Source organism: Chitinimonas lacunae (genome assembly GCF_042650885.1).
Classification (GTDB): Bacteria; Pseudomonadota; Gammaproteobacteria; order Burkholderiales; family Chitinimonadaceae; genus Chitinimonas_A; species Chitinimonas_A lacunae.
This window is the reverse complement of sequence record NZ_JBHSBU010000001.1, coordinates 4040870-4054824: the sequence shown is the minus strand read 5'-3', so window position 1 is coordinate 4054824 and position 13955 is coordinate 4040870. Positions and strand designations below refer to the sequence as shown.

Sequence of the window (13955 nt, the reverse complement as noted above, 5' to 3'; positions counted from 1 at the left end):
AGCAAAAATCTTCTGAGGGAAGCGGAGTTTTTCTGCATGAGTGAAAACGGGAGACTGCCGGCTTGCCACCACCGGAGAAAGTCTTCCATGCCTATCGCCCTACTGGCGTTGACCCTGAGCGCCTTTGCCATCGGCACGACCGAGTTCGTGATCGTTGGTTTGATTCCTACCATTGCCACCGACCTCGGCATCGATGTGCCGTCGGCCGGGCTGCTGGTCAGCCTCTACGCACTTGGCGTCGCCCTGGGCGCACCGCTGCTGACTGCCCTGACCGGCCGTATGCCCCGAAAAGCCTTGCTGCTGGCCTTGATGGTGCTGTTTACCATCGGCAATCTGCTGGCCTGGTGCGCGCCCGGTTATGAGGCGCTGATTATCGCCCGCCTGGTCACCGGCCTCGCCCACGGCGTGTTTTTCTCGATCGGCTCGACCATCGCCACGAGTCTGGTGCCGCGCGAAAAGGCCGCCAGTGCGATTGCGCTCATGTTTACCGGCCTGACTGTGGCGCTGGTGACGGGCGTGCCGCTTGGCACCTTTATCGGTCAGCACTTCGGCTGGCGCGCCACCTTCCTGGCAGTTGCCGCGCTCGGACTGCTTGCCCTGGCCGGCAGCCTGCTGTTCGTGCCGCGCCGGATCGAACACCGGCCGCCCGCCTCGCTGCTCCAGCAACTCCAGGTGCTGGGCCAACCGCGTCTGCTGCTGGTCTATGCCATGACTGCGGTGGGCTACGGTGGCTCGTTTATCGCCTTTACCTTCCTCGCTCCCTTGCTGCAACAGATTTCCGGTTTCCAGGCCAGTACGGTCAGTCTGGTACTGCTGGCCTACGGCGTCTCGGTCGCCGTCGGCAATATCTGGGGCGGCAAGCTGGCCGACCGGCTCGGGCCGATCCGTGCCTTGCAGCGCATCTTTCTGCTGCTCGCCCTTGTACTGTTCGCGCTGACCTTCACCGCCGCCAATAGCTCACTGGTACTGCTTACCGTGCTGCTGTGGGGCGCGGTGGCGTTTGGCAATGTGCCGGGGCTTCAGGTCTATGTGGTGCAACAGGCGGAGCGCCACGCGCCGCAAGCCATCGATGTCGCCTCAGGGCTCAATATCGCCGCCTTCAACCTCGGTATCGCAGGCGGTGCCTGGGGTGGCGGTCTGATCGTCAGTGAGCTTGGGCTGATCCACACGGCCTGGATCGGTGGCCTGGTGGTCCTGCTCGCCCTGGCCCTGACCAGCTGGAGCGGCCGACTCGACCGGCGCGACCCGCCAAGCGCCACCGCCGCCAGACCGGCGCATTACGCCCCCGGCCACTGAAGCATCGCGGCGGCCTGACCATCATGCCCCGTTTTTGCTGGCGGAGCGGAAATGCAAGCCGGGGCCGACAATCTTCACTGCCTTTCGCGCAGGTCCGCTTGAATCGGCGTCGCCGCCAAGCCTAGCGCTACACGCCGGCGCTTTGAGGTCCGGACATGCTGACGCCGAATTGTCCGGCAATGCGCCAAGCGACATCGACAGGACAGGGGATTGAGGCGGTTTAGCCGTTCTGGCTAAACCGCCTCACCACCCGGTACGCGTAAACCCTTTTCACCGTCCATGCTTTCCCGCTTGACCTTGGCGTCCGGCTCTGCTGTAACAGAAGCTGGCTCAGGCATTTGCGACCATGGCCCCGTCCCGATTCAATAGTCTGCGTTTCCGTCTGGTCGCCGCCAGCGTATTGGTTGAAGTCGCGTTTCTGGCCGTGTTGATCGCCAATGCGATCCGGCTGCTAGATACGGCTGCCCGCGCCAATCTCGAAGCGGCCGTTGTCCAGGCAGTCCCGACACTCAGTGCAGCCGCCCTGCCGTATCTGATGCAGCGCGACTATTCCGGCCTGCATGATTTCCTGGCTGTCACCGTCGATGCCCGCCGTGGCGAGCTGCGCTATGTGGCAGTGCTGGACCGCAGCGGACAACAGCTCGCCATCGTCGGCCTCGATACCGCCCCCCCACCTCCCAATACCCCCGAAGAAGCCCTGCAAAGCGGTGTATTCCATCTGGAGCGCCCAATCGAATTCGCCAGCCAGCGTCTGGGCACACTCAAGCTCGGTATCGCCACCGATATCATCGCCGCCACCCGGCGCGAGCTGCTCAACCAGAGCTTGCTGATTGCGGCAATCGAGGTGGCACTGAGCGTCCTGCTGCTCGGTGCCATCGGCATCCTGCTGACCCGGCGGCTCGAACGCACCGTCGATGCCAGCGAGGCGATGGCAGCGGGCCAGTTCGATCTGCGGCTCGACGACCAGGGCGGCGACGAAGTGGCACGGCTGGCCCGTTCGCTCAACCATCTGGGCCGCGAGCTGGGTGCGCAGATCGGGCGGCTGCGCGCCAGTGAAAATGCTTTCCGCAGCCAGTTCGAGCAGGCCGGCGCCGGCATCGGCCATCTGAGCCGCGACGGCAGCTGGCTGCGGGTCAACCGTCGCCTCGAACAGCTGCTTGATGTCAGTGAAAACCAAGTGGCGCCATTGATCCAACTGAGCCATCCGGACGATCTGCCGCTTGCCGACACGCTGGCAGACATCTGGGAAGGCCGGCTTGAGCGCTGGCAGGCCGAAGGTCGCTTCCGGCGCGGCAATGGCGATTGGCGCTGGTGTCTGGTGACGCTGTCGCCTTATCGGGCCGACGACGGCGAAGGACCGATCACCTATCTCACCGTGGTGCTGCAAGACCTTGACGCACTCAAACACGCCGAAGCCGAACTCAACCGCTACCGCGCCGAACTCGAAGCCCGGGTGGCTGAACGCACCCAGGCGCTGACCGCGGCCAATGCCGAACTCAAATCGTTCAGCTACACCGTCTCGCACGATCTGCGCGCCCCGCTGCGCGCCATCGATGGCTTCGCCTCGGTACTGAGCGAGGATTTCGGCGACCGACTCGACCCGGTCGGCCATAGCTATATCAGCCGCATCCGCAATGCCGTAGCCAGAATGAACACCCTGATCGGCGCCCTGCTCCAGCTATCGCAAGCCAATCAGGCCCGCATCGACCGTCGGCCGCTCAATCTGTCGCTGCTGGCACTCAGCCTGGTCGATACCCTGCGTGCCGCCAACCCCGAACGGCAGGTCCAGATCGATATTGCCCCCGACCTCGAAGCCGAAGGCGACTGGACCTTGCTTGGCATCGTGCTGCAAAACCTGCTCGGCAATGCCTGGAAATACACTTCCAAGCGCGAACAGGCCCATATCGAATTCGGCGCCACCCGCCAGGACGACGAAACCGTCTACTTCGTCCGCGACAATGGCGCAGGCTTTGACCCCGCTTACGCCGACAAACTATTCGCCCCGTTCCAGCGTCTGCATTCAAGCGAGGAATTCGAAGGCAACGGCGTGGGCCTGGCCACCGTCGCCCGCATCATCAACCGCCACGGCGGGCGCGTCTGGGCCAGCAGCCAGCCGCAACAGGGCGCGTGTTTCTACTTTACGTTGGGGAAAAACGGCTGAGGAGCGGCGGGCAGTCGGCGTCGGCGTCGGCGTCGGCGTCGGCGTCGGCGTCGGCAAAAGGAAATTTTCAGGAAAAACTGTTGCAAGGCAGAGGTAGCAATATAAACAAAAAGTAATATTATTGCCTCTACACCAACTCAACACCCCACTCCGCCATCCCCCTCTCTCCCAGTCTTCAATTACTCTTCTGCAACTTGTCGAGCAGCTTCTTGGCCGCTCGGACATTGTCAAAATCGCTGTCCTTGCCGATCACAAAGCCCTTGACCGACCCACGCGTCAGCCCAGCCGCGACCGCCGGCTCACCTGCCACTTTGAGCATGGCTGCCTGCAGTTGCTTGAACAGCGGATCGGGCATATCGGGCCGCACCATCCAGACCCCGTGGTAGATCGGTTCCGAGCGCCACAGGATGCGAATCTGATCGAGACGGATACCGTATTTCTCGGTGAGCTGATTGTCGGCCAGCGCCCCGGCGTCGGCCTGACGGTTGTAGACCGCCAGCGCCGCATTGGGCTGTTTCTTGACGAAATCGACGGCACCCAGATCGCTCAATTCCACGCCCTGCTGCTGTAGCGCCAGCATCGGCAGCAGATAGCCCGAGGTCGATTTCTCATCGGTGAAGGCAAACCGTTTGCCGCGCAGATCCTTGAGGCTGCGCAGCGGCGACTCGGTGCGGACGATGATGACCGCGTGGTAGAACTCGCCGCCTGCCTCGACATAGCGCACCAGCAGACGGGCACCGAACTCGGCATTGGCCGACACATAGCCAAAGGCGCCACTGCCCGCGACATCGACGGCGCCGGTCTTGAGCAGACGCAGCGTATCGTCGTAATCGCGGCCGCTGACCAGCTCGACCGGCATGCCAAGCTGACGCTCCAGCGCGCTGGCCAGCGGGCCGAAGTTGTTGAGCAGTTCGATATGGGAAAGATTGGGATTGGCGGCGATCCGCAGCGGTTTGACCGGATCGGCGCCATGGGCCGCCAGAAAGACGGCCGGCAACAGGGCAAGAAGGGTGCGGCGGCGCATGGCATATCTCCGGCGTAAAACATTTACAACCGGTATAGCCTGCCCCTGCCGCCGTCGCTCAGCACTCCACGATATTGACCGGTACCTCGACCACATTGATGGCCAGACCGCCGCGTGCCGTTTCCTTGTATTTGGTGCTCATATCGCGGCCGGTGTCGCGCATGGTCTTGATGACCCGGTCGAGCGAGACGAAATGGGTACCGTCGCCGCGCAGGGCCATCCGTGCCGCATTGATCGCCTTGATGGCCGCCATGGCATTGCGCTCGATGCACGGCACCTGGACCAGGCCGCCCACCGGATCGCAGGTCAGGCCAAGATTGTGTTCCATGGCGATCTCAGCCGCGTTCTCGACCTGAAGCGGCGTGCCGCCCATCACCTCGGCCAGCGCCCCGGCCGCCATCGAACAGGCCGAGCCGACTTCGCCCTGACAACCGACCTCGGCGCCCGAGATCGAGGCATTGATCTTGAACAGGATGCCGATGGCCCCGGCCGTCAACAGAAAGCGCACCACCCCGTCTTCGGTCGCGCCCGGAATAAAACGGGCGTAGTAGTGCAGCACCGCCGGCACGATGCCGGCCGCCCCGTTGGTCGGCGCCGTCACCACCCGGCCGCCGGCGGCATTTTCCTCATTGACCGCCAGCGCATACAGATTGACCCAGTCGAGCACGGTAAGCGGATCGCGCAAGGCGGCCTCGGGGCGGCTCGACAGTTGACGGTACATATCCGCCGCCCGGCGCTTGACCTTCATGCCGCCGGGCAGGATGCCTTCGTTGCGGCAACCGGCCTGCACGCAATCTTGCATCACCTGCCAGATTTCCAGCAGACCGGCCCGGGTTTCCGCCTCGGGCCGCCAGGACAGCTCGTTTTCCAGCATCACCTGGCTGATCGACTTGTCGTAGCGCTGGCACTGGCCCAGCAGCTCGGCGGCGTTGGAGAAGGGATAACGGACTTCGGTGGCATCGGGCCGCACCGGATCGGCATCGGTCGCCGCCTCATCGACCACAAAGCCGCCACCGACCGAGAAGTAGGCGCGGCGGTCGATTTCGTTTCCGGCCGCGTCAAGAGCCGCGAAGATCATGCCGTTGGGGTGGAACGGCAATGATTTACGCTTGTGCAGCACCAGATGTTCGGACTCGATGAAAGTGATTTCATGACGCCCGCTCAGGGACAGGCGGCCACTTTCGCGTACCTTGGCCAGCATGGCGGGAATCTGGCTGGTATCGACCTGATCGGGCCGCTCGCCCAGCAGGCCGAGGATCACCGCCTTGTCCGAACCGTGGCCACGTCCGGTTGCGCCAAGCGAGCCATACAGTTCGGCGCGTACCGTGGCGACCTGGGTCAACAACCCGTTTTCGTCGAGTCGGCGGACGAATTGGCGGGCTGCCCGCATCGGTCCGACCGTATGTGAACTGGAGGGTCCGATGCCGATCTTGAACAGGTCGAATACGCTGATTGCCATGCTTGTCTCCACATTATGCTTGGGTAGCTCGGGTCGTTCGTGGACGACCTCGTTTGTCTGGGTAGTCGGCAGACGGCCGACTACGAAAAAACCAGAAATCAAAGATACACGTCGTATCGGACGCTGTCGCCCTGGTACACGAGTCCCGGCTCGACGCCGGCGAGCCAGGGCGCATGGCGCGGCCGTTTCACCGCCACCCGGCTGTTGGCAAGCGCCCTGGCCGGAGCCAGCAGGGCATCGGCGTCGAGATCCGGACCGATCACCGTCTGGAAGGCTTGCATTTCCTTTTTCGACAGCGCCGATTTGTTCTTTTCGGGGAACATCGGGTCAAGGTAGATCACCTCGGGCCGCTCACCGTGCCAGTCGGCCAGTGCCGAGGCCGCGTCGCGATGCCATAGCCGCATCCGCGCCACGATGGGGCCGACTTCGGCATCGGCAGCGGCACGCGCCAGTCCGTCTTCGAGCAGCGCGGCCGCCACGGGCGAGCGCTCGACCAGATCGAGGTGGCAGCCGAGGCTGGCCAGTACGAAAGCATCGCGACCCAGCCCCGCCGTGGCATCGAGCACGCGCGGCGTGCCGTTCTTGAGTCCGCAGGCTTTGGCCACCCCCTGGCCCCGGCCACCGCCGTGCCGTCGGCGCCAATCGGCGCGGCCGGCGACGAAATCGACCCAGACCGGGCCGGGTGCGCCGCGCCCCAGACTCAACAGCGCCAGCCGCTCTGCATCGAGCCGCAGGGCATGTCCCGTTTCGGGCAAGGCCTCGAGCCAGACAAAGCCGTAGCGCTCGCAGAGTTCGCGGCCGTGGGATGCCTGGTCGGCAGTCACGCAATAAAGGCCAAGCGGATTCATCGTCTTTCTCCTGTCCGGACCATCACGGCCCCGGATCGTTCGGGGAAATTCGACCATCGGGCGCAGGACGGCCGGGCCGCCATCACGGCACGTAGATTGGGCTGACTGGTTTTCATGAAAAGGTGGGGAATCCGTGCAACCGGCGATTATCGCATTCGCGCTCGGGATATGCCTGCTGCAACGCAGCGCGACGCTTGGACCGTCATGGCCGTGGCTGCTGGCCGCCGCCGTGCTGCTGTGCTGCCCAGTCCGCTCGCTGCGCCCGGGCGCCCTGCTGCTGGCGGCGCTGCTGGGTGGCTTGGGCTATGCCAACTGGCGCGCCGAAGGCCGATTGGCCACCCGGCTCGATCCGGCCTGGGAAAACCGTCCGCTCAACCTCAGCGGCAGCGTCATCAGCCTCGTCGAGCGGCGCGAATACGGCCAGCGTTTCCGCTTTGCGCCCGATGACCCCAGGCTGCCTGCCCGGCTTCTGCTCACCGACTACCGGCCTTCCGACAGCCAACCCTGGGCGCCGGGGCAGCGCTGGCTGCTCAGCTTGCGGCTGCGGCGGCCGCATGGCAGCCAGAATCCCGGCGCCGCCGATTACGAAGCCTGGCTATTGGGCGAGAATCTCGGCGCGACGGCCAATGTGGGGCAGAAGGGGCGCCAGTTGCTGGCTGCCTGGACACCCACGCCGACCCACTGGCTACACCGGCTGCGCAGTGCGCTGGCCGAGCATATCCGCCATGCGCTGGCCGGACGGCGCTACGCCGAAGTCATGGTCGCGCTGGCCGTCGGCGACCAGTCAGGCATTGCCACCGCCGATTGGACCCTCTTTCGCCGCAGCGGCCTGACCCATCTGGTATCGATTTCCGGACTCCACGTCACCCTGATCGCTGGCCTGGCCGGCGCCCTGGCAGCAAGGCTGTGGCGTTGCAGCGCAGCCTTGGCCGGGCTGCTGCCCGCCCGCCGTGCCGGCGCCTTCGCGGCTGTCGTCGCGGCCGCCGGCTATGCCGCGCTGGCCGGTTTCGCCGTGCCGTGCCAGCGCACGCTCTATATGGTCAGCGTGGCGGCATTGGCGCTGCTGTCGGGTCGCCGGCTCGCAGCATCGACGATCTGGTGTCTGGCGCTGCTGGTCGTCCTGCTGCTTGACCCGTGGGCCGTGCTCTCGGCCGGTTTCTGGCTGTCCTTCCTGACCGTGGCTGCGCTGGTGTTCGCGCTCAATGGCCGCGCGTCGGGCCAGCGCGGCTGGCGTCATCGGCTGATGCAATGGGGCTGGAGCCAGTGGGCCGCCACCCTCGGTTCGCTGCCGCTGCTCGCGCTATGGTTCCGCGAGCTGCCCATCCTGTCGCCGCTTGCCAATGCGCTGGCGATTCCGGTGGTCAGCGTCGTGGTGACCCCGCTGGCCTTGCTGGGCAGTGTCGAGCCAAGCGGTAGCGCGCTGCGCCTGGGACACGAGGCGCTGGCGCTATGTCTCTCCCTCGTCGAATTCCTCGCCCGGCATCTGCCGCCCTGGCGCCAGACGGCGCCGCCTTTATGGACATTGCTGCCAGCCAGCCTCGCCGTGCTGGCACTGCTGCTGCCACGCGGCCTGCCTGGTCGGGTCCTGGCGCCGCTGGCCCTGTTGCCGCTGCTGTCGCCGCCCCGACCGCTGCTCGCGGCCGGTCAAGCCGAAGCCATCGTGCTCGATGTCGATCAGGGGCTGTCGGTGCTGGTACGCACCGCCAACCATGCGCTGCTGTTCGACACCGGCACGGCAGGCCAGGGCGCACGGGCCGTGCCGGCGGTGCTCGGAGCGGCCGGGGTGACGCGGCTCGATCTTCTGCTGTTGAGCCATGACGACGCCGACCATCTTGGCGCGGCCGCCACCGTGCTCGATACAGTGACAGTGGGCCGGCTATTGGGCGCCGCGCCGCGTGGCCGCCCCACTCCAGCGCATCAGCCCTGTCGGCGCGGCCAACGCTGGCAATGGGATGGGGTGGAATTCGCCATCCTTCACCCGCGCGGCGACGAGACGGACGACAACGCCGCCAGTTGCGTGCTGCGGGTCGCTACCGCAGGGGGCCGCTTGCTGATTCCCGCCGATATCGGCCGCGCCGAGGAGGCTCGCCTGCTCGCGGATGACCCGGCCGCGCTCAAGGCCGAGGTGGTGGTCATGCCGCACCACGGCAGCGCCGCTTCGTCCTCGCCCGATTTCGTCGCAGCCGTCGGCGCTCGACTCGCCATTGCGCCCAGTGGCTATCTCAACCGCTTCCGCCATCCCCGACCTGAAGTGGTGGCACGCTACCGGGCCGGCGGCGCCACCGTCTGGCGCAGTGACCGCGACGGCGCCGTGCTGCTGCAACTGGGTCGCCAGGGCTGGCAGGCACAACGCTGGCGTGAGCAGGCAAGACGCTACTGGCATGCCCAGGAGGAAGCAGCGCAACAGTGAGGTCGGGCTCTCCAGGGCGTCCGGCCCACACCGCAGGCGCTGCCAGAGTGTAGGTCCAGTTTTCAGGACAGAAGGGTTCAGCGCCTGTTGGTGCCGGACGCACGGGTCCCGGGAGCCGCCGACAGGGACGCCGACACTGGGGCGTGATGAGCGTAGACCTGACCGGGGCTTGCGAGTCCGAGGGTTTGGATACGGTGCCTGACCTGGATAAGGATCGGCCTCTCCGTTTGCGCTCAGGGGTCCGAACCGGACAGCGCAAGCCCATAGCCAGCGGAGGCGGACTCATTGGGCTGTGTAGAGGTCTGGCGGGAGGAAATGAATGGCGGAAGTCGTGGCAGAACCGGTCAGGTCGCCAGCCGCAATGTCCTGATTTTTTAATCAAACATAAGAGTGCAAGACAGGTGGACCAAACAACATATCAACAATGACACATTGTTAACCATATTACTCAGCCCAGCCACGCAGGCTTATTCGCTGAGCAATATGGTCGCCACCGCCGTATTGCCGTTGCCACGATATTCGAGCGAAGCAAAGCTCATGGCGCGGGCCATCGAGATGCCACGGCCATTGGGGTCGAAGGCGCGGTTGGGGTCGAATTCGATATAGCGCTGCCAATCGAAGCCTTCGCCTTCGTCGATCACTTCGATACGCAAGGTATCCATGGTCCGCACCACCTTGACCCGGACCTGCTTGCGCGAATATTCGGGCAGCGACAGGCGCCGTTCGATCTCGTCGCGCCAGGTGCCCGACTGCATCAGCGCCTTCTTGTCGGCGTAGCCCAGGTCGAGATTGCCGTGTTCGATGCCGTTGACGATCAGCTCGGTCAGCCCCAGCGCCACCCGCTCGGGCTTGGGACAGAGCCGGCCCAGCAGCGCCGCGACCCGTTGTGCCTCATCGAGCCGCACCACGCGGAATTCACCTTCGTACAGGAAGCCCAGACCTTCGATCGGATGGGCAGCGGCCTGTTTGACGGCGCGCCGGGCGCGGTGCTGCGCCACGGCGGCGGCGACGATCGCCAGCAGCATGTCGCGCTCGAACGGTTTGGTCAGGTAGTAGTAGGCGCCCGCCTCCATCCCTTCGCGCACTCCATCGGCCGAGCCGATGGCGGTTTGCAGGATCACGGGCAGATTTTGCAGTTGGGGATGTGCCTTGAGCCGCTTCAGCACTTCCATGCCGTTGAGGCCGGGCATCATGCGGTCGAGCAGCACGGCATCGAAACGGTCGCCGGCGCGGGTGAGCCAGTCCCAGGCATGCTCACCATCGACCGCGGTTTCGATCTCATAACCGGCGTCGCTCAGATGCTCGGACAGGATCTCAAGATTGAACGGTTCGTCGTCGACGAGTAACAGCGTCGCCTTCGGCATTGGAACCTCCTTGCTTACCATGCTACTGATTTAGCCCATTATCGGCCGCGATGCGGGGAGATCATTGTCCCGAGCGACGACGCGACAGGATAACAGCGTTTCTGCCAGCGGTGCGGCTAGCCCAGCCGTGGCAGCCAGAATACGAAACGGGCACCGCCGCCTTCGCGGTTTTCGGCGTGGATATCGCCGCGATGCGCCAGAACGATCTCGCGCGAGATAGCAAGTCCCAGGCCCGTGCCGCCGGCGCCGGTCTTGGTCTTCGACGACTGGATGAATTTGTCGAAGATACGCTCCAGCTCACCGGGCGGAATGCCGATGCCCTGATCCTCGACCGCCACCCACAGCACCCGCTCGTCCCATTCGAAACCGATCGACACGGTACTGTCGTCGGGGCTGAACTTGATGGCATTGGCCACCAGATTGCGCAGCACCTGACCGAGCCGGAAAGCGTCGCCGCGCACTTCGGGAATCCCTTCGGGCCGGGCCACTTCGATCCGTACCCCGCGCGGCCGGCCGATCGGACCGAGTTCCTCGGCGATATCGAGCGCCACCCGATCGAGCCGGGTCGCCTGCATGTCGTAGCGCATCTTGCCGGCCTCGAGCTTGGACAGATCGAGCAGATCGTTGAGGATCTGCAAGAGCCGCTGCCCGCTCGAGCGAATCCGGCCGAAGTAGTGGGCGAGCTTGCCGGGTTCGGCTTCGCCGGCCTTGGTTTCTCCCAGTTCGGCAAAGCTCAGCACCGCATGCATCGGCGTGCGCAGCTCGTGCGACATATTGGCCAGGAATTCCGACTTGGCCTGGTTGGCCGCCTCGGCCATTTCCTTGGCGAGCTTGAGCGCCTCCTCGGCGGCGCGGCGCTCGCCGATGTCCTGATAGACCCAGACCGAACCATACAGCGGGTCTTCGGCATTGATCGCCTTGCCGAACGCCTCGCACAGGATGATGCGGCCGTCGGCGCTCTGATAGCGCACTTCCGAGCGCACCACCTGACCGGTAGAAAGCGCCGGGTAGATATAGCGGCCGATCAGCTCGAAATCGCCGGGATCGGCAAGCAGCTTCAGGGTCGATTCGCCGATCAGCTCTTCACGGGTATAGCCGAACAGCGACTCGAATGCATTGTTGACCTCGACATAGCGCCGCTGCGACAGCAGCGCCGTTGGCAGCGGACTGGCGGCAAACAGCGAATTGAGCTCGGCGGTACGCTCGCGCACCAGCTCGGCCAGGTGGTCGCGGTGGCGGATCAGTTCGGCCTCGATCTGCTTGCGCTCGGTGATATCGCGCACCATCACCAGCGACTCGCCCTCGCTGGTCGGGGTGATACGAGCCTCGAAGTGACGCATGCTGACTTCGCCGGCACGCAGGGCGTACTCGAACGAGCGCGCCCGCACCCGCAAGGGCTGGCTCAGCGCGGCTTCGAGTTCGCGGGCGAATTCGACCGGCAGGACGCGCTTGTAATGGTGGCCCAGGCAGTCGGCCGGCAGACCGAATTCGGCGCTGCCGGCGCGGGCACGGCAATCGACCACCAGACCGCTGGCATCGAGTTGCAGCATCAGATCGGGAATGGCCTCGAGAATGGCCACGTTCTTGATTTCGGCCCGCAGCATGGCCTCTTCGGCCGCCTTGCGCTCGGACACATCGAGCAGCGAGCCGGCCAGACCCGGCCGGTTGTCGAAAATGATCGGCTTGGCGGTAAACAGCGCATAGAAGCGGCTGCCGTCGGGCCGCTGCATCACCAGCTCGGTCGGCCGGCCGCCTGAGCTGTCGATATCGAGCGCCATCTCAAGTGCCGTGCGCCACTCGGGCGCCACCAGATCGACCAGCGACTGGCGCTCGACCAGCTCGCTGGCATTGAGGCCGAAATAGCTGGCAAAGGTCGGATTGACAAAGCGCAGGCGGCCATCCTGGTGCACATAGATGCCGATATAGGCCGCATCGAGAATGGCCCGGTGCTTGTATTCGCTCTCGAACAGCACGCGCTCGGTGCGCTTGCGGTCGGTGATGTCGCGGATCAGGCCGACGAAATAGCGCGCTTCGCCGAGGCGAAATTCATTGAGCGACAGTTCGATCGGAAAAGCCGCCCCGCCCTTTTTCTGTGCCAGCAGCTCGCGGCTCAGCCCCATCACGCGCGACATGCCGGTGCGCAGATACTGGGCAATCGACTCGTCGTGCCGGCTGCGGTACGAAGGCGGCATCAGGATCGACACATTGACGTTGAGCACCTCGGCCGCCTGATAGCCGAACAGCCGCTCGGCCGCCGCATTGAACAGCTCGATATGGCCGCGCTCGTCGATCAGCACCACCGCCTCGTTGGCGGTATCGAGAATGGTCTGTAGCCGCAGCCCATCGCGCCGCGCACTGGCCACGGCCGCCTGCTGCTCGTTCAGGGCCGAACGCAGCCGGGCGTTTTCCAGCCCGAGCGAACCATCGTCGTTGACCTCGGGCCGGCGCCGGCTCAGCACGGCGGCCGTGGCGGCGGCGCAGGAGCCGAGCAGGCCGAGCAGCCACAGCATCCAGCGGCCTTCACCCAGGCGCTGATCCACCACCCTGGGGTCGAGCCGCGATTCGAGCCGCCACAGCCGGCCGCCCACTTCGACCTCGCGCTTGGCCAGCAGCAGCCGGGGCCAGTTGGTGCTGTCCTGATCGAGCGGGAACAGTTGCTCGTCGCGGCTTTTATCGGCGACATCGAACCAGTAGTCGCGCAGCAGCTCGGGACTCTCGGGCGCTGCGGCAATCAGGGTGCGCGGCGACAGCACCAGCCCGTAGAGCCGGGTGCGGCCGCTGCCGTCGGTGCGCAGCGCCATCAATAGCGAATTGACCTCGCCGCCTTCGGTGCGCACCGGCGCCGACAGGGCTTTGTCGCGCTCACGGGCGGTGACCAGTGCCTGGGAGATGGTGCGGTCGGCCGCCAGATCGAGACCGATGGCAAAACGGGTGGGAAAAGCCACCGCGCCATAGATCACCGGAAAATAGTCGGCACGCGGCGGGGCCAGCACCAGTTGGCCGGTGGGGTTGCGCAGACGGACCGAAAAATCGGGGTAGGCGCTGCGCCAGGCGATTTCAAAGCCGGAGCGCTCGGCGCCCGGCACGCGCTCGGCGACCAGCAGGGAGCCGACGCCGGGCTGACGTTGCAAAGGGGTGGCAAAGCGGATGAACTGCCCTGGCGCCGGGCGCGGTTCGCGCTCGAAAAAGGCCGCCAGCACTTCGAGCATGGCGACGGCACGATGGAGCGCCGCCGATTGGGCATCGAGCCGGACCTCGGCATCGCGCCGCAATTGCGCCAGCAGCGTGCGCTCCTCGTCGACCAGGCGCCAGTAGTCGAGGCCGGCCGTCAGGCTCAAGCCGGCCACCAGTACGATGCTCGCCAGGCTCCAGCGTGAATTCACCTCGTCTCCT

General features: G+C 65.3%; 8 protein-coding genes. 3 read left to right on the top strand and 5 right to left on the bottom strand.

Translation table 11 applies throughout. The features are described from left to right. Nucleotides 1–87: 87 nt before the first annotated feature. Together ACFOW7_RS17395 and ACFOW7_RS17390 are read left to right on the top strand one after the other, a co-directional pair. A complete protein-coding gene (locus tag ACFOW7_RS17395) occupies nucleotides 88–1296 on the top strand; it encodes an MFS transporter (RefSeq protein ID WP_378166687.1) in 1209 nt (402 codons plus the stop codon). Nucleotides 1297–1642: 346 nt separating this feature from the next. Beyond that, nucleotides 1643–3457 (top strand): sensor histidine kinase, encoded by a 1815-nt coding sequence (locus tag ACFOW7_RS17390; RefSeq protein ID WP_378166685.1) that lies wholly within the window; start codon nucleotides 1643–1645, stop codon nucleotides 3455–3457. Between the two features lie 175 nt (nucleotides 3458–3632). Here the strand turns inward: ACFOW7_RS17390 and ACFOW7_RS17385 are convergent, their stop codons facing one another. From ACFOW7_RS17385 to ACFOW7_RS17375, 3 genes are all read right to left on the bottom strand, one after another. Continuing rightward, the gene (locus ACFOW7_RS17385; protein ID WP_378166683.1) at nucleotides 3633–4481 is read right to left on the bottom strand and encodes a phosphate/phosphite/phosphonate ABC transporter substrate-binding protein; all 849 of its coding nucleotides are present in this window, start codon (nucleotides 4479–4481) and stop codon (nucleotides 3633–3635) included. Between the two features lie 58 nt (nucleotides 4482–4539). After that, nucleotides 4540–5940 carry an L-serine ammonia-lyase gene (locus ACFOW7_RS17380; protein WP_378166680.1) on the bottom strand — a complete coding sequence of 467 codons (1401 nt, stop codon included), beginning with the start codon at nucleotides 5938–5940 and terminating at the stop codon, nucleotides 4540–4542. 98 nt (nucleotides 5941–6038) lie between these two features. Next, complete coding sequence (locus ACFOW7_RS17375) at nucleotides 6039–6788, bottom strand: class I SAM-dependent methyltransferase (RefSeq protein ID WP_378166678.1); 750 nt, start codon at nucleotides 6786–6788, stop codon at nucleotides 6039–6041. Nucleotides 6789–6921: 133 nt separating this feature from the next. On the opposite strand from ACFOW7_RS17375, the gene ACFOW7_RS17370 reads away from it, so the two are divergent. Further along, complete coding sequence (locus ACFOW7_RS17370) at nucleotides 6922–9198, top strand: DNA internalization-related competence protein ComEC/Rec2 (RefSeq protein ID WP_378166676.1); 2277 nt, start codon at nucleotides 6922–6924, stop codon at nucleotides 9196–9198. Nucleotides 9199–9665: 467 nt separating this feature from the next. Here the strand turns inward: ACFOW7_RS17370 and ACFOW7_RS17365 are convergent, their stop codons facing one another. Both ACFOW7_RS17365 and ACFOW7_RS17360 read right to left on the bottom strand, forming a co-directional pair. After that, nucleotides 9666–10562, bottom strand: coding sequence for a response regulator (locus ACFOW7_RS17365; RefSeq protein WP_378166674.1), 897 nt, complete (start codon nucleotides 10560–10562; stop codon nucleotides 9666–9668). Between the two features lie 116 nt (nucleotides 10563–10678). Continuing rightward, entirely contained in the window at nucleotides 10679–13945 is a 3267-nt protein-coding gene (locus ACFOW7_RS17360; protein ID WP_378166671.1) for a PAS domain S-box protein, read from the bottom strand. Nucleotides 13946–13955 lie beyond the last annotated feature (10 nt).

Excerpts from the sequence above, each read along its gene's own strand:
- ACFOW7_RS17395 (WP_378166687.1), top strand. The coding sequence starts at position 88 with ATGCCTATCGCCCTACTGGCGTTGACCCTGAGCGCCTTTGCCATCGGC.
- ACFOW7_RS17390 (WP_378166685.1), top strand. The coding sequence starts at position 1,643 with ATGGCCCCGTCCCGATTCAATAGTCTGCGTTTCCGTCTGGTCGCCGCC.
- ACFOW7_RS17385 (WP_378166683.1), bottom strand. The coding sequence starts at position 4,481 with ATGCGCCGCCGCACCCTTCTTGCCCTGTTGCCGGCCGTCTTTCTGGCG.
- ACFOW7_RS17380 (WP_378166680.1), bottom strand. The coding sequence starts at position 5,940 with ATGGCAATCAGCGTATTCGACCTGTTCAAGATCGGCATCGGACCCTCC.
- ACFOW7_RS17375 (WP_378166678.1), bottom strand. The coding sequence starts at position 6,788 with ATGAATCCGCTTGGCCTTTATTGCGTGACTGCCGACCAGGCATCCCAC.
- ACFOW7_RS17365 (WP_378166674.1), bottom strand. The coding sequence starts at position 10,562 with ATGCCGAAGGCGACGCTGTTACTCGTCGACGACGAACCGTTCAATCTT.